Origin of the sequence: Cognaticolwellia mytili (assembly GCF_002104475.1) — a bacterium.
Lineage (GTDB): Bacteria > Pseudomonadota > Gammaproteobacteria > Enterobacterales > Alteromonadaceae > Cognaticolwellia > Cognaticolwellia mytili.
On record NZ_NBOF01000001.1, the window covers coordinates 955,940 to 970,446 of the forward strand.

A 14,507-nucleotide genomic window follows, 5' to 3' on the forward strand; every position below is an offset into this window, starting at 1 on the left:
AATACTAATTGAGCCTCCCCCCTAAAGTTCAGCGTTTAGCTAAACTTTTAGGTGACAAAACCAAAACGAGAAAGAGCAGGTAGTGATGATATCACATTAAGAGAGCTTCAATATGTGTTTGCCGTAAACAAGTGTTTAGCGACTAACCGACATCACGAAGAAGACGGATTTACTGATTGATAACAACTAACTACCTATTAACGAGAGATCGGCTCATATGTGTTATATGTCTGATTTATCAAGCTTATATTGCTCTATACTACCAGTTACGAAACAAATGCCAACATAAAACCAAACAGTGCTTGCTACAATTTGCCAAATATCTAAACCTGTAGGAGTAAGAAATGTTGGAATAGCAATTAGGCCTCGTAAAATGCAGAGCGTTGCGATAGTAATTAAAGCTGATTTGAGTAGAGGAACTTTGCGAATTAATCCTACGGCTGAAAAAGCAAACATAGTACAAGCAAGCATCAAACCGGCAACGACAACTGTACCAATAGGAGCAAGCATAGTTCCTTGTTGAGCAGACTCAATTATTTGCTGAGGAGCACGAGCAAATGCAAACCAGCTAGGGCCACCAAAAATACAAAGCAGATGCCAGGTCGCTGAAGCTGAAGCAATAACTCCAGCACTAATTAATAATTTTGATTGAACACTAAAACTCAATGCTAACTCCCTTTTTCACTGGCACATAACGCCCCACTAAGGGGCTAATAAATAGTTGTTTAAAATAAACAACGCAGGAGAAAAAACCAACTGTTCTTTGCTCCGTTTAAGTGGCTTTATATGTGCTGCTTTCACTATTACTCGTAATAAATGGTGAAATAAAACTTATTTGGCCTTGCGAGTTTATTTGATATTTTACAGGTGGAAAGTCAGTATAAATACGATTGCTTGAATGAATCAAGGTTTTACCGTTAGCGCTTGTATAGTACAACTGTGATTTTAATCTCGGTGTTAGTCCGAAGATATAATCAACTTCCAGTGAATAACCGTTATGCAATTCAATTACTTTTGTTGAACCTAGCGGAGGCTCTATATTTAAAGTGTTAGTGTATACGCCATGCTTATCTTCAATAACAAAATTAAATTCAATGTCTTTTTGGTAATTCCTAATCACAAAAATTGAAATTATCAAAGTTGTAAGTAAAAAATAAACTATTACTTGTGTTTGTTGAGGAAGCTTTAAAAGCTGAAGTGCTAGTATCCATTTGGATTCTTGGGTTTCTAGTTTACTTGCTTCTATTTCTAATGCTACAGCTAATGCACGTTTAGACTCTAACGAGCAATTTCCCGAGCTTTCAATTCTTTGTACTGTTCTATGACTTAAGCCTGATACAGTTGCCAGCTCTTCTTGAGACCAATTTTTTTGATTTCTTAGTTGTTTTAGTAATTTATTATTAATCATATCTTCCATTATACACTCCTTATTAAAGGAGGTGATTTTCCCTCTTAAAGCGCACTGTCGGTTACGACAATCGTACGCTGTCGTATATGACAGCAATACGAAAAGCACATAACGCCCCGCTTAAGTAGCTTGCTATGTTTTACTACTTGGAAGACACAACATACTTCTACTTTTTTAGAAATTCAATAATGTCTAGAGATTCATACAACCACTGATCACTCTTCCCTTTTTCTGTAATCAATAAACAAGGTACTTGTTGTTTTCCACCACCACTTATTAACTCTTTTCTAAATTTTTCATGCACATCTAAGTCTTTATAAGTTACTGCAACTTTATTACTTTGAATGGTTTTAATAACTCGCTTGCAGTATGGGCAATGCCCCATATGAAAAAGGGTTAATTTCATTAGATATCCTCTAGTTGATAGTAAATAGCTTACTTACGTGCATATATACCTAAAACATAACGCCCTAATAATGGACAAAAAAATTGTTGGCTAAAATAAGCGACGCTGGAGCAAAAGCCAACTGTTATTTGTCCTTTTAGTGGCCTGTTATATTTTTAAACTACAACGTACGACAATACCCTACATAAATTGGAGTTTACTCTGGATAGCATAAGTGTAAATCAGTTTCGAGACAACTTAAAAACATACGTTGAACAAACAGTTAACGAGCATGAACCTATTAAAGTAACTGGGCGTGCTGGTGATGCTTTTATTGTAATGAGTGCCGATGACTGGGAAAGAGAACAAGAAACATTACACGTATTACAGAGTAATAGCTTGGTGCAACAAATAGCTGAATCAATGAATACGCATAAAAGTAATAAAGGCCGCAAACCAACGCAAGAGCAATTAGATGAGACCATTAATCTTTGAAGGTAAAACGTGGCTCACTTGTGAGCAGTTAAGATAAAAAATCACATAAAGCACTATGTAAAATATTAAAAGAAATACTTCGCTCAGATCCCAGTAGTGGATTAGGAAAAACCGAGCCACTAAAGCATAACCTGTCTGGTTTATGGTCGAAGCGAATTCCTCAAAAAGACAGAATCATTTACAAATTCAATGAAGAGTATATTTATATATTCGCTGTTGGTGGACATTACGCCGGCCATTAGAAAAATATAACGCCGTTTTAAGCGGTAAATTTCAGTTGGCTAAAATGTTGAACGCAGTGAAAACAGACAACTGTAAATTTTCCTGATTTAATACTTTGTTAGCATGATTTTCCTGACAGACCTTTTTACTTTAATATTTTGCCAAAAAACCAGCTTATTATTGAAAGAAACAATATAGGTAAAACAAACCATAGAATTATGGGTGTAACTATTACGAAAACTAGAACCAATATGCCAGAAATGAAAACACCAATTAAAGGGAGTAATACAAACAAGAGCAGTGCTATAACACCACCAACAAGAGACATTGCAAATAGCAGCATAGCTATAATAGCTAATGGGTTTTCAACTTTACGTTCATTGATAATTAATTGCATAGTAGATTCCTTTCATTGTCATGCTACGCCTAAATAACAGGTTAAAATAGATACTATTCATCAGTCTACTGTCTTTCTTGTAATTCCGCTCTTTGGGAATAATTTGGTATACTAATCCAGAGAACGAAGTAGAAAATAAAGCCAATTCCCATAAAGCCTAAAATAAAGAAAACGAAACGTAAGCGCCCTTTGCTTATGCCAAAATGCTCAGCTAGACCCGATAATGTTCCTGAAACAATACCATGTTTATTTTTAGTTAAAACTTTATTACTTTGCTGCATCAAAATCCTCTATACGACTAACGCCTCACTAAGAGGCAAAAATATTGTTGGTTAAAATAGGTGAACGGAGTGAACAAAACAGCCAACTTCATGTCCTGCTTTAATGATTTGTTATATTTTACCTAACTCCATGTGTAACAATGGGAAAGGATTACCTTGACCATCTAATGGGGAACGATCAAACACCTGAAACCCTAAATGCTTATAAAAGCCAATAGCATCTGGGTTTTGTTCATTTACATCAACTTTACTGGCAGATTGATACTCAATTGCATTTTTTAATAAAAGAGAAGCAACGCCACTATTACGAGAATTAGGTGATATAAACAACATTTCTACATTGCCCCCTTCGACACCAATGAAACCAATAATATTGTCGCTATCATTTTTAGCAACTCTTAAATCAACAGCATCAAAATAATGCTCTAAAATAAGAGGCTTCAACGTTTTTATATTTTCTTCAGGTAAAAAATCATGCGTTGCTCGCACAGACTTTTCCCAAATTTCAATTAAAGCTAAGTAATCAGCTTTTGATGCATTATCGATTTTCATGCCAAACCTTTTGAAAAATATAACGCCCTAATAATGGGCAAAAAATTGTTAGCTAAAATAAGCGACGAAGGAGCAAAAGCCAACTGTTATTTGTTCTGCTTGAATGGCTTGTCATGTTATTTTCTCGGTATATCTATAAGTGGCTCTGCTAAGATATTTCCATCTTCTGCCGTAATTTCAGCCATTAACTCATAGTGAAACTTATCAATTGGGTGCTTCAATTTCATTGAAACCTCGAATACACGCTTAATTGATTTGGCACGCAAATACCAAAGAAGGTATTTACAACCCTCGATTTCAATTTTAAACCAAGACTCTATCTGAACTTCTTCATCCTGCAAAGTTGCCGCTGCTTCATTTAGCCGAGAAGAAATCGTGTTTTTCCACTCCTCTACTTTACTTTCGGTCTCAGGCTTGAGCTTAATTAACCCCGATGCGTATTCCATACTCTAGTCTCTCGAAAAACATAACGCCCTCGTTAAGAGGCAAATTGTAGTTGGCTAAAATGTGAAGCGAAGCGGAACCAGTCAACTGTTATTTGTCCCACTTGAAATTCTTGTTAGCTGTATATTACTCAGTATTAGTAAATTTTGCATAATTAGTACTGATTTTCGTTCCTTTTTCAGTTTTAGTTATGATTGCTTTTTCAATAAAAATAACTGAGTTTTCCAAATGTATCTTTACGCTACCACTGGCTATTTTTGGTGTAGCAGTTTTCCACTTTGAATCAACTAAAACTTCATAACTTAGAGTGTTTGGCAAAAAAATCTCTACATTGTTACTGTAAACTCGATAATCATTATTTGTAGATGTTATGACTTTATCTGAGTGTATTTTTATATCCGATGCCATTGAAGATGGCACAAGAAATAAAACGCTACTGAAAATGGCCGTAATCATTGAAGATAATATTGCTATTTTTGATTTGGAATGACTTTTCTTTAATGGTGTTTCAGGCTGAAATAACTTAGCAACATCTAGTTCAAAACAGGAAGCTAATGCTTTAACCGTTTCCAGTGAACCTGAACCATTATTTTCTACTCTTTGAATAGTTCTTAAACTTACAGCACTAGCATCAGCTAAATGTTGCTGACTCCAAGCTCTGACTTTACGTTCTTCTATAATTTTTTTAGCGTTTATTTTCATTTCCATTTGTATTTCTCACAAGAATATATTGAAACTATATCCTGTTGAAAAACTCCTTTTTTTTATACGACACATTTACGTCACCTTAACGACAGGTCAACGCCATACTGCTAATGCCCGATTAACAGGCAAAAATTGCTGGCTAAAATAGGTGAACGTAGTGAACAAAAAGCCGGCTGTTATTTGTCCTTTTGAATGACTTGTTGTACTTTCTATACCATAATATATTATATATAGGTACTTATAAGGTTTTACAACATGGCTAAAAATACAAGCGTAACACTGGGCGATCATTTTGATCAGTTTATAAACCAACAACTTAACACTGGTCGTTATGGCTCAGCAAGTGAAATTGTTAGAGCTGGGTTAAGAGCTTTAGAAGATCAAGAAGCTAAGCTTTTAAATTTGCGCAATATGTTAACCCAAGGCGAACAAAGCGGTGTTGCTGAGTACAGTTATGAAAGCTTATTAACTGATTTGGATAAAGATAACCATTAATGAATAAGTTTGTATTATCTTCGAAAGCCAAAACAGACTTAATTAAAATAGCTAAATATACCCAAAAAACTTGGGGACTCTCTCAACGGAATGATTATCTAAAAGTATTAGATAGTACATTCCATTTATTAGCTGCTGATCCCAAACTAGGAATTAACTGTGACTATATTAGAGCAGGTTACAGTAAATACCCACAAGCTAGCCATATGATTTACTATAAAGAGTATAAAAACAGTCAAATATTTATCATGCGAATATTGCATAAAAGTATGGATGTTAACTCCCCCCCCTAGAAAGCTGTTTTTTGTGATCTTCCCACTTTAAATGCTTATTATATTTTTTGTACCAACAAAATAACCCAAAGAACGATAACACAAAAAAATGCAGCTCCGAATGCAAGCAAACGATGAATGACATGATTGTAAGTTATATGAATATAAGAATGTAAAACTCTAAAGCCAACAAATAACCATGCAAAAACAACGGCAATAAAATGCTCTATGCCAAAGGCTAGATATAATGTGCACACAACATAGAATAGAATAGGGATTTCGAATTGATTATTAAAATTTCGAGTGGTTTTTGTAACTACTTCAGGAACATCTTGCCCATCCATTAGTTTGTAATATTTTGCTCGTACCTCGCCATTTTTAACACTCGCAAATCGAGCTCTTACAGCAAAAACACCAATAACAAGAGTTAGTAGTACCATTAAAAACATTGGATATAACAAATAAACCTCCTTGAATACTCAAACTCATTTAAAAATATAACGCCAACTTAAGCGGAAAAACGTAGTTGGCTATAATGTGAACGGAGTGAAACAGCCAACTGTATTTTTTCCGTTTGAAGCGCTTGTTAGCTTTACTGTACAAATACAAGCGTAATTAAAAAACAAACCGCATAAGATTCATTTATTGTAATCTCTCTTTTCTCAAATACATTACAAATAAAACGATTCCAAATTTCTTTGAAAACTTTAGAAGTAATCATAGCTGCAAGTATAAATAAGCAAATAAATATTAGAGCCTTTAAAAAAATACTAGTGGTTAAATCATCAATTAATGTATTTACATTTTGATGCTCACTAAATAAAGCTTCGAATATTGACCAAACTGTAATAAGAGCTAATGTGGAATAAATATTAAATGTAGTTGTGATTTGTTTCATGGAACTTCCTTGTTGATAAAGCTAACGCCCATTTAAGGGGCTGATAATTGTTTGCTAAAATGTGTAGCGAAGCGGAACCGAGCAAACTGTTAGCAGTCCCGCTTGAAATTCTTGTTAGGTGTTTTTAGTACTTTGCCAGAAGATAATAACAGCAAAAACAAAAGCACTAGCACCTAAAATTGCAATGTTTTCGATACCTTGCGGCATATTAATACCAGATAAGAAGTCATGACCTTTTGTCATTGCTACTAACGTTAACATTAAAATGAATACGAACGGGCTTATTACGCCAAAAGTTATTGCTGCTTTAATACGTGAAAAATTAGAAGCGCAAAGCTCGCAAAACACCCACGCCATAGTTGAAAAGAAACCGACCATTGTTAACCCAATTAAAGTCAGCATCCAAAACGCGGATGGCCAGTTTTCAAAAGGTACACTTTTAATAGATAACGTAATGGGCATTAATAAGAAAAAAAGCGCAGCAAACATAGCTAATGATGGAAATAAAACTAGCTTTAACGGTATGTACTTTCCACCAATATATGATTTCATAATTAAACCTGAGAAACACCTAACGCCTACATTAACAGGCTAAAATTGGTTGGCTAAATTTAGGAACGAAGTGACTAAAGCCAACCAGTTTTAGTCCTTGTTTAATATCTTGTTATACGTTTTTTACAGTGCACCAACTGCTATTAAAACTACAGCAAGTAGAAAATATTTGTAACTACTTTTGGTAAAACTGAAGCCTGATTTAAAGCAACTTTTTAAAGGTGATGCGAGTAATAATGGATTTAGTAGAAGACCGCGGAGGAAAAAAAGTATTCCAAAGGTGGCAGCTAGTTCGCCAAAATCCAAAATATTTGTTTGATAATACTGAGCCACTTGTAAATACATTACAAACAACATCCAAGCTTTTATCAGATACCCACTTCGCTGAATTTTGATTACTTGACCGTCCATTGAACTCCAATCCTGACTAAACGTTGGTGTTACCCATAAAAAGTAGACACTGGTTATGCGCCAATGCGCTCATATTCAGCAGGACTGACATAGCCCAAGGCTGAATGCCTACGTAAACGGTTATAAAAAACCTCAATGTATTCAAATATACCCGATCTGGCTTCATCAATCGAGCGGTATTGTTCAGCGTAAATTAGCTCTACTTTCAAGCGACTATAGAAAGATTCCATCACTGCATTATCCCAACAATTACCTCGGCGGCTCATACTCACCACACCACCTTGGCTACGTATTAAGTCTTGATATTTAACTGCCCTATATTGCACACCTCTATCTGAATGAATAATCAGCCCTGGCGCTATATCCCGACGAACAAAGGCCATCTGCAGCGCATCTGTATTAAGTTGCTCCGTCATCGTCAAATCTAGTGACCAGCCAATGATACTGCGAGAGAACAAGTCCATGACTGTGGCTAAGTAGAGCCACTGGTCTTTCACCCAAATATAGGTAATATCGGTCACCCATTTTTGATTAGGCTTATCCACAGCGAACTGCCGCTTTAATACATTCCTCGCGACGTTAATCATCGCAGGGCTATGACGACTGTACTTAAAGGCTTTACCGTTACGCGCTCGTAATCCTTCGCTATGCATGATGTTAGCCACGTAGTTTTTTGAGCAACTAATGCCTAAGGCTGAGAGCTCTTTAGCAATGCGTGGTGCACCGTAACGCGCTTTAAACCTCGCATAGACATCAAGCACATTAGCCGTTATCAATCGACGTTTTAGCTGCCAACGGCTATCAGGGCTACTTAACCAGCGATAAAAGCCAGACCGTGAGACTTTCAACGCACGACACATTAACACTACAGTGAATCGTTGTTTGAATTCATTAATCAGTGCGTACTTTACTCTTGGTGCTTCGCAAAGTACGCAGTAGCCTTTTTTAGGAACTCATTTTCTTGTTCTAATTCATGTAGCTTTCGCTTGAGTTTACGCACTTCTTCGGTTTCTTTTTTAGAATAATCGACACCGTTGAGTGAGTTGAATTGTTTGTCTGAGAGACGATTAAACTGACGACGCCAGTTATAGATTTGTTGTGCACTAATACCTAATTCTCGCCCAACAGAGGCTGCAGTATTACCTTTTTGCTCGGCTCGACGCACAGCTTCTTTACGAAATTCTTCAGTATATGCTTGGGTTTGTTTCTTCGTCATGTGTCACCTCAATGTTAGACATAATCTAACTATAGAAGGTGTCCACTAATTATGGGTAACACTTTACACCTTAAGCCGTTTTATTTGCAATAAGCTAAAAGCTATGAAGATTAAACCTATGCCACAAGTAAGTAAAGTTGGTACCCAAAGTGACACAAACGAATTTAATTGAGCCTGACTCGGTTGGTTTGGCAAATATAAAACATTTACTCTTTCACCTTTCTTGTAACAGGCAGGCTTACAACCAGAATTAGATATAAATTTATGAGTTTCATTTGAAGAACTTGAGAATGTTACTTCGGGATAAATTTTTGTTTCAACAACAACCAAATTAGAAACCTTACCTTTGGTATTAATTGCTTGCTGAGTAAACTCGATGGTATTTGTAGTAACAAAAATGCCGACAATAAACGCTATGACGCCAAGCAATAGATAAAGGTAACTAACCTTTAAACTGTTATTCATGCGATTAATTATGCTCGACATCTTCCGTGTTACCTAACGCCCCACTAAGAGGCAAATAATAGCTGGCTATGATAGAGAGCGGAGCGAACAAAGCCAACTGTTATTTGTCCTGCTTGAGTGGCTTGTTATGTAACGATTACTGAGTATTAGCAAACTTTTTAACTGGTTGGTTTTTGGGCACAAGAAAAATATAAGCTAACCATGCAAACCAAGAAATAAACAAAAACACCAAAAGCCAGAGAAGTTTTGTACCACCTGATGTTCTATCTGATTTAATTAACAAGACTAGTGGAATTAACCAAAATAACCCTATGGTCAAAAACAAAATTATTACAACAAAACCTTCCATGATCTGCTTACCTTATTAAGTTACATAACGCCCAATTAACGGGCAAAAAATAGTGGGCTAAAATGGAGCGAAGCGAACAGCCCGCTGTTTTTTGTCCCTGTTTAATTACTTGTTATGTGTTTGATTTATCCCAGATGTTTTTACCTGTTTTCAATTTATATATAAGATGGACGCCTGATAGTGACATGACTAGACCACAGAAAGCCCAAATATAATCGCCATCTTGAATACCCATAATCAAGCTACATATACCAATTATAAAAATAAATAACTGACCAAACATTTTAAACCTCCTTATCTAAACAACGTAGTCGTGATGCACAAAATGCTTTTAAGATGCACACAAACTACCGAAACACATAACGCCCATATTAACAGGCAAAAAATTGTTGGCTAAAATAGTGACGAAGGAACAAAAGCCAACTGTTTTTTGTCCTTGTTTAATTGCTTGTTATAAGTTTTTACCCCCAAAAACATCCTTGGGGATCCTCGCTAATAATTTGGATTAATGGCTCTAAATGCTGATTAATACCATTAGGTTCATATTGTTGCCATTTCATATTTTGACGCTGCCAATATAGTTTCCAAATTTTATCTTTTTTTACATAGGTAAATTTAGCAACAAACAACTCCGTTTTTACGGCTGGATCATTCCATTTAGGGCGAACCTCCAAAATATATAAGGTTTGCTCTTCCATTTTATAGTCAATAAAAAGTTGCTCTGGAGGAAAGTGTTGATTTCTATCCCCACAGAATTTCTTTGCGATCGCTTCTACTTTGAATAACTCAAACTCACTGATTGCCACGAAAACCTCGAAACTTATAACGCCGTTTTAAGCGGCAAATTGCAGCTGGCTAAAATAAGTGAGGCACGAACAAAAAGCCAACTGTAATTTGTCCGACTTGAAAACCCTTGTTATATTTTGACAAACTCCAATCCGAATTTATCTTTGGCTTTTTCAGCCTGAAACCAGTTTATATGACTCCATTCAGGTGAGTTAAGCAACTTTTTTAAAGTAACTTTATCTCTATCTGCCATTCTTAACCCAAATGCAATCGAAACTACCGATTTAGGCTCAAACTTTAAAGCACCAAACTCATAAGTTACTAATCGTGTTTCTTTTTCATATTTCCAGTTTGTGTACTTTGTACCTATTACTGACCCAAGAATATCACCATAAATATCAGAAATTTTATTATTTAATGGTTCATTACTTTCAAAGTATTCAAAGCGCTCTATTATTTTTTTATATGGTAAGTCCGCTTGATAATCTACAGGGATTGAGTGGAAACGCTCACTTGTATTTTTTAAGGTGTTCTCGTTAAAGCCGATACAGAAACCTCGATGTTCATCAGAGTAATGTGACCACATCAATTGATTTTTACGAGTACGACTAAATGAACATATACCTAATTCAGAAAGTCTTTTATCTAGTTCATCTTTTAGATTGTTTTGTTGCTGTTCAGCAATTTCTTTTTTATTCCATACCGCTTCCAAAACACGCTCATAGGAAAGCTGACATTCAAATGGGTCGTTAAGTGTTTCTGGTTTAGCGAACCACAATTCTCTATTAACTAATAGCTCGATAGAAGATTTATTGAATGCTCTGTATTTGAAGAGTGATGTTGATGTGCGCATGAGTTCCTTTCAAAATATAACGCCTCATTAAGAGGCTAAAAATAGTTGGTTAAAATAAGCGAGGTACGAGCAAAAACCAACTGTTTTTTGTCCTGCTTTAATGACTTGTTAGCTGTATGTAAACCTACTGTGTTATATGTTTACTTGCAAATGTGTTAACAGTTTCATTGATCTCTTTTAGCTTAGAATGCTCTTTGTGGAGTAAATTTTTACCACCATATTTATTAAAGTATTCAGCTGATGTTTTACCCATTTGGCAATAATAATATAGCTCCACGAGTGATTTTTTCTTAGCATGAAGATCAGGTGAGTTCTTATTTTCGGCTTCTTCGTTATAATTATTTACACCACTATAAATTAGAGAAATTGCTTTACGTTCACTAGGTTTGAAGAAAGGCGCTACTTCCGCATAGTGATTTTTGTAAATAATATCGGGAATAATACTAGGTGTAGGAATACCGCTAAGCTTTTCGTTAGCTATGTCATTTAAAATTGTTCCAATTCGAGAGATTCTTTCATCGAATTCCACTGCCAACTCTTTGACTTCGTCTTTTATCGCTTTCTTTTTACGAGAGATTCGCCATCTGTATTTAAATAAATCAACGGATTGACTTAGTATAAAACCTAATAATACAGCAGATATGGCAATTTCAAATTTTGTCATATTGACATCCTAGTCTGAGATACAGCTAACGCCCTAATAATGGGCTAAAAATTGTTTGCTAAAATGTTGAGGAACGAAAACAGCAAACTGTTTTTAGTCCTTATTTATTAGTTTGTTATGTACGTGCCACATGTTCCCAAAATTTTTTAGCCATTACTTTTGCATGCGCTTCAGACTGTAAAATTGGATAACTAGTACGTGTCATTAAGGCACTCAAATCAAGCAAGATTGACTTCATATTTTCTAATAAATAAAACACATCACCTACTGTATGGCCATTTGATTTGACATCATAGTGCCCATCTTTATGAGCAAGCATTTTGTCCCGTAGAGATATTACTTTTTTAGCTTCTTCAGACGCAAGCAACGTCTCAATTTTAAACTTACAATCCATGAAGCAAGCTTCAAATTTATCTTCGCGACCTTCTATAAAGTGTTGATGCCAACTTTCATTGGCTCCACCAATATCAATGGTTTTTGGTGGCTTAACATAGTAACTTTTTAGATGCTTTGTATTGGTTTTACTATCAGCCAGCTTTTCTAGTAAACCATAAAGACTTAGATTGCATGAGTTACTTGATTTATCAAATAACCAAGCATGTACTTCAACCATCAATGAGGAATATAAAGTATCCTGAATCGCTAGGATGCTTTTACAAATTAGTGGTTCAAGGCAAGCTAATGACTTATTTAGCTCAATTGAAACGGCAAGTAATTCTTTCCGCTCTAATATGTTTAAATAGCCAAAAACCGCTGAATCAACCTGATTTTGGAACTTAGCTATTTGCTCTACTCTCATTGCTAACCTCAAAGTACATAACGCCCTGTTAACAGGCAAAAAATTGTTGGCTAAAATAGCGACGAAGGAGCAAAAGCCAACTGTTTTTTGTCCTTGTTTAACAGCTTGTTAGGTCTAATTAACTACATAGTGTGACTTATTTATTTTGTAAGCCCGATACGAAGCTGCTAAGAAAAACACATAAACCATCAAGTATTTCAATATCAAATTTCGTGATATCAAATCCTTTTTCGTATGGATATCGTGATTGCATAAAAGCTCCTTCTAGGTTTGAAATATCATTATCAAAGTCGCGTATTTCTTGCTCAAAATTATAAGGATTTTGTTTAGGGCTAGTAGCATAAAGTTCTTTTATTACACGTCGGTATTCTTCTGGAACTTTATTAAAAATACTCTTTAAGTTGTGTCCTGATTGTTGAGGTTTTGCAGTAACAACACTAATCCCCTCTTCTGCACCTAGAGGTGTATACACATCCTGAGAAGACATACATTTCAAATAGAGTTCAATTGCAACTACTCCGGTATTTAGTAGAGGCAATAAGACCCCAGAACCAGGTAGTAACTGATTCAAAATCTTCCACGCTTCCATGTACTGATCAGCAGAGTCTTTTACTTGATAATTTGGGATTTCTGATTTCATACTAATTTAAACACCTGTCCTTAATAGTAGACCTAACGCCCATATTAACGGGCAAAAATTTGTTTGCTAAAATTTTGAGGAACGAAAAAAGCAAACTTTTTTTTGTCCCTGTTTAATTGCCTTGTTATTTGATGCTAGCGATAAACACTAATGATAACAAGCGCTTTTAACTTATTGGCAGCCCGACCGTAGAAGCAAAAAGTGCCCAGCACCACGACTAACCAAACCCTGAACTTTGAGCCCAACACAAAAGTCTGAACAAGATAATGGCTTTACGGCAAAGTGTCTTTAAAACAGTAAAGCCTATTAGCGTATTGAACTAAACCGTATAGGCGAAAACTAAGGCGTAACCCACCAAACACATTTACAAAACACCGATTTTACAAATAAATATTTTACTGATTTCGTGGTGCCAAATAACGCCGTTTTAAGCGGCAAATTGCTGTTGGCTAAAATAAGTGAGGCACGAACAAAAAGCCAACTGTAATTTGTCCGACTTGAAAACCTTTGTTATGTGTTTACTGCTCTACTTGCATTTATATCGATTAGTACACGCTGGATGAAATATCCACATGCACCAACAGAAGAAATGGGGGCAATATAAAACAATAAATTATTCAATTGAGCATCACCCGAAAAATATGCAATTAATTGTATGAAAACAATTGGCACAACTACTAAGAAAATAGCAAAACTCATATGTTTTTTAACAATACTCTTTATTTCATTATCAGTTATTAAACTCACCGATTACTTCCTTTGTGAAAATTGATTAGAAAACTTACGTGCCCAATATGAAAAACACATAACGCCGTTTTAAGCGGCAAATTGCAGTTGGCTAAAATAAGTGAGGTACGAACAAAAAGCCAACTGTAATTTGTCCGAATTGAAAACCCTTGTTATATTTATCTTTTAGGTCTACGGCCACCACTTTTAAGGCAGGACTTCATTGATGGATATGAAGTGAATTTTTTAGTTCTAGCATAATAAGTACTGCCTTTTTTGTGACAAATACCGCTTTTACTTTTTTTAACTGCAGGTCCATTGGCTTCAGCAGGAAAGCTCAGTGCAAAAAAACTTACCAACAATAAAACAACAATTGAAATACCAACTCTCACCTGATTCTCCTGATAAATATAACAACTTATTAGTAGGATTAGATCACGCTTTCTTTTAGTGAATCTATCCTAAAAACATATAAAATTTCATTTCAATATA

General features: G+C 35.4%; 28 protein-coding genes. 5 read left to right on the forward strand and 23 right to left on the reverse strand.

Annotated features, from left to right (window positions below):
- Positions 1-51 precede the first annotated feature (51 nt).
- A complete protein-coding gene (locus B7C41_RS20500) occupies positions 52-180 on the forward strand; it encodes a hypothetical protein (protein ID WP_268875393.1) in 129 nt (42 codons plus the stop codon).
- Positions 181-222: 42 nt separating this feature from the next.
- On the opposite strand, the gene B7C41_RS04070 is transcribed toward B7C41_RS20500, so the two are convergent.
- The 3 genes from B7C41_RS04070 to B7C41_RS04080 all read right to left on the reverse strand — a co-directional run bounded on the left by B7C41_RS04070 (position 223) and on the right by B7C41_RS04080 (position 1,814).
- Positions 223-666 carry a hypothetical protein gene (locus tag B7C41_RS04070; RefSeq protein ID WP_143764279.1) on the reverse strand — a complete coding sequence of 148 codons (444 nt, stop codon included), beginning with the start codon at positions 664-666 and terminating at the stop codon, positions 223-225.
- Positions 667-772: 106 nt separating this feature from the next.
- Positions 773-1,417 carry a helix-turn-helix transcriptional regulator gene (locus B7C41_RS04075; protein WP_085297506.1) on the reverse strand — a complete coding sequence of 215 codons (645 nt, stop codon included), beginning with the start codon at positions 1,415-1,417 and terminating at the stop codon, positions 773-775.
- A gap of 157 nt (positions 1,418-1,574) precedes the next feature.
- Positions 1,575-1,814 carry a glutaredoxin family protein gene (locus tag B7C41_RS04080; protein ID WP_085297507.1) on the reverse strand — a complete coding sequence of 80 codons (240 nt, stop codon included), beginning with the start codon at positions 1,812-1,814 and terminating at the stop codon, positions 1,575-1,577.
- Positions 1,815-2,003: 189 nt separating this feature from the next.
- Between B7C41_RS04080 and B7C41_RS04085 the strand changes: the two genes are divergently transcribed.
- Positions 2,004-2,288, forward strand: coding sequence for a type II toxin-antitoxin system Phd/YefM family antitoxin (locus B7C41_RS04085; RefSeq protein ID WP_235839592.1), 285 nt, complete (start codon positions 2,004-2,006; stop codon positions 2,286-2,288).
- 74 nt (positions 2,289-2,362) lie between these two features.
- Complete coding sequence (locus tag B7C41_RS20370) at positions 2,363-2,530, forward strand: type II toxin-antitoxin system YoeB family toxin (protein WP_235839608.1); 168 nt, start codon at positions 2,363-2,365, stop codon at positions 2,528-2,530.
- A 125-nt stretch (positions 2,531-2,655) separates the two neighbouring features.
- Here the strand turns inward: B7C41_RS20370 and B7C41_RS04095 are convergent, their stop codons facing one another.
- From B7C41_RS04095 to B7C41_RS04115, 5 genes are all read right to left on the reverse strand, one after another.
- Entirely contained in the window at positions 2,656-2,907 is a 252-nt protein-coding gene (locus tag B7C41_RS04095) for a hypothetical protein (protein ID WP_085297508.1), read from the reverse strand.
- Between the two features lie 65 nt (positions 2,908-2,972).
- Positions 2,973-3,188: a PspC domain-containing protein gene (locus B7C41_RS04100; RefSeq protein ID WP_085297509.1), complete on the reverse strand. Its 216-nt coding sequence runs from the start codon at positions 3,186-3,188 to the stop codon at positions 2,973-2,975.
- A gap of 111 nt (positions 3,189-3,299) precedes the next feature.
- Complete coding sequence (locus B7C41_RS04105; RefSeq protein ID WP_085297510.1) at positions 3,300-3,740, reverse strand: GNAT family N-acetyltransferase; 441 nt, start codon at positions 3,738-3,740, stop codon at positions 3,300-3,302.
- Between the two features lie 116 nt (positions 3,741-3,856).
- The gene (locus B7C41_RS04110; RefSeq protein ID WP_085297511.1) at positions 3,857-4,186 is read right to left on the reverse strand and encodes a DUF6176 family protein; all 330 of its coding nucleotides are present in this window, start codon (positions 4,184-4,186) and stop codon (positions 3,857-3,859) included.
- 124 nt (positions 4,187-4,310) lie between these two features.
- Positions 4,311-4,892: a helix-turn-helix transcriptional regulator gene (locus B7C41_RS04115; RefSeq protein ID WP_085297512.1), complete on the reverse strand. Its 582-nt coding sequence runs from the start codon at positions 4,890-4,892 to the stop codon at positions 4,311-4,313.
- A 252-nt stretch (positions 4,893-5,144) separates the two neighbouring features.
- On the opposite strand from B7C41_RS04115, the gene B7C41_RS04120 reads away from it, so the two are divergent.
- Together B7C41_RS04120 and B7C41_RS04125 are read left to right on the forward strand one after the other, a co-directional pair.
- Positions 5,145-5,384, forward strand: coding sequence for a type II toxin-antitoxin system ParD family antitoxin (locus B7C41_RS04120; protein ID WP_085297513.1), 240 nt, complete (start codon positions 5,145-5,147; stop codon positions 5,382-5,384).
- Entirely contained in the window at positions 5,384-5,677 is a 294-nt protein-coding gene (locus B7C41_RS04125) for a type II toxin-antitoxin system RelE/ParE family toxin (RefSeq protein WP_085297514.1), read from the forward strand. The genes B7C41_RS04120 and B7C41_RS04125 overlap by 1 nt, the downstream gene beginning before the upstream one ends.
- Positions 5,678-5,715: 38 nt before the next feature.
- On the opposite strand, the gene B7C41_RS04130 is transcribed toward B7C41_RS04125, so the two are convergent.
- The 15 genes from B7C41_RS04130 to B7C41_RS04200 form a co-directional block, all read right to left on the reverse strand.
- The gene (locus B7C41_RS04130) at positions 5,716-6,117 is read right to left on the reverse strand and encodes an MAPEG family protein (RefSeq protein WP_085297515.1); all 402 of its coding nucleotides are present in this window, start codon (positions 6,115-6,117) and stop codon (positions 5,716-5,718) included.
- A gap of 131 nt (positions 6,118-6,248) precedes the next feature.
- The gene (locus tag B7C41_RS04135; RefSeq protein ID WP_085297516.1) at positions 6,249-6,554 is read right to left on the reverse strand and encodes a hypothetical protein; all 306 of its coding nucleotides are present in this window, start codon (positions 6,552-6,554) and stop codon (positions 6,249-6,251) included.
- A 114-nt stretch (positions 6,555-6,668) separates the two neighbouring features.
- On the reverse strand, positions 6,669-7,106 hold the full coding sequence (locus B7C41_RS04140) for a hypothetical protein (protein ID WP_085297517.1): 438 nt from the start codon (positions 7,104-7,106) through the stop codon (positions 6,669-6,671).
- A gap of 123 nt (positions 7,107-7,229) precedes the next feature.
- Complete coding sequence (locus tag B7C41_RS04145; protein WP_085297518.1) at positions 7,230-7,517, reverse strand: hypothetical protein; 288 nt, start codon at positions 7,515-7,517, stop codon at positions 7,230-7,232.
- 53 nt (positions 7,518-7,570) lie between these two features.
- Entirely contained in the window at positions 7,571-8,416 is an 846-nt protein-coding gene (locus B7C41_RS04150; protein ID WP_328590764.1) for an IS3 family transposase, read from the reverse strand.
- 8 nt (positions 8,417-8,424) lie between these two features.
- Positions 8,425-8,733, reverse strand: a complete 309-nt coding sequence (locus B7C41_RS04155) for a transposase (RefSeq protein ID WP_211279482.1) — start codon at positions 8,731-8,733, stop codon at positions 8,425-8,427.
- A 63-nt stretch (positions 8,734-8,796) separates the two neighbouring features.
- Positions 8,797-9,219: a DUF3592 domain-containing protein gene (locus B7C41_RS04160; protein WP_085297519.1), complete on the reverse strand. Its 423-nt coding sequence runs from the start codon at positions 9,217-9,219 to the stop codon at positions 8,797-8,799.
- Positions 9,220-9,334: 115 nt separating this feature from the next.
- On the reverse strand, positions 9,335-9,547 hold the full coding sequence (locus B7C41_RS04165; protein ID WP_085297520.1) for a hypothetical protein: 213 nt from the start codon (positions 9,545-9,547) through the stop codon (positions 9,335-9,337).
- A 461-nt stretch (positions 9,548-10,008) separates the two neighbouring features.
- Positions 10,009-10,353, reverse strand: a complete 345-nt coding sequence (locus B7C41_RS04170) for a DUF3024 domain-containing protein (protein ID WP_085297521.1) — start codon at positions 10,351-10,353, stop codon at positions 10,009-10,011.
- Between the two features lie 110 nt (positions 10,354-10,463).
- On the reverse strand, positions 10,464-11,186 hold the full coding sequence (locus tag B7C41_RS04175) for a DUF2971 domain-containing protein (protein ID WP_085297522.1): 723 nt from the start codon (positions 11,184-11,186) through the stop codon (positions 10,464-10,466).
- 124 nt (positions 11,187-11,310) lie between these two features.
- Positions 11,311-11,850, reverse strand: a complete 540-nt coding sequence (locus B7C41_RS04180) for a hypothetical protein (RefSeq protein ID WP_085297523.1) — start codon at positions 11,848-11,850, stop codon at positions 11,311-11,313.
- A gap of 115 nt (positions 11,851-11,965) precedes the next feature.
- The gene (locus tag B7C41_RS04185; protein WP_085297524.1) at positions 11,966-12,649 is read right to left on the reverse strand and encodes an AbiU2 domain-containing protein; all 684 of its coding nucleotides are present in this window, start codon (positions 12,647-12,649) and stop codon (positions 11,966-11,968) included.
- A gap of 136 nt (positions 12,650-12,785) precedes the next feature.
- Complete coding sequence (locus tag B7C41_RS04190; protein WP_085297525.1) at positions 12,786-13,289, reverse strand: hypothetical protein; 504 nt, start codon at positions 13,287-13,289, stop codon at positions 12,786-12,788.
- A 510-nt stretch (positions 13,290-13,799) separates the two neighbouring features.
- Positions 13,800-14,036, reverse strand: a complete 237-nt coding sequence (locus tag B7C41_RS04195) for a hypothetical protein (protein ID WP_085297526.1) — start codon at positions 14,034-14,036, stop codon at positions 13,800-13,802.
- 158 nt (positions 14,037-14,194) lie between these two features.
- Positions 14,195-14,407, reverse strand: a complete 213-nt coding sequence (locus B7C41_RS04200) for a hypothetical protein (protein ID WP_085297527.1) — start codon at positions 14,405-14,407, stop codon at positions 14,195-14,197.
- Between the last annotated feature and the right edge of the window lie 100 nt (positions 14,408-14,507).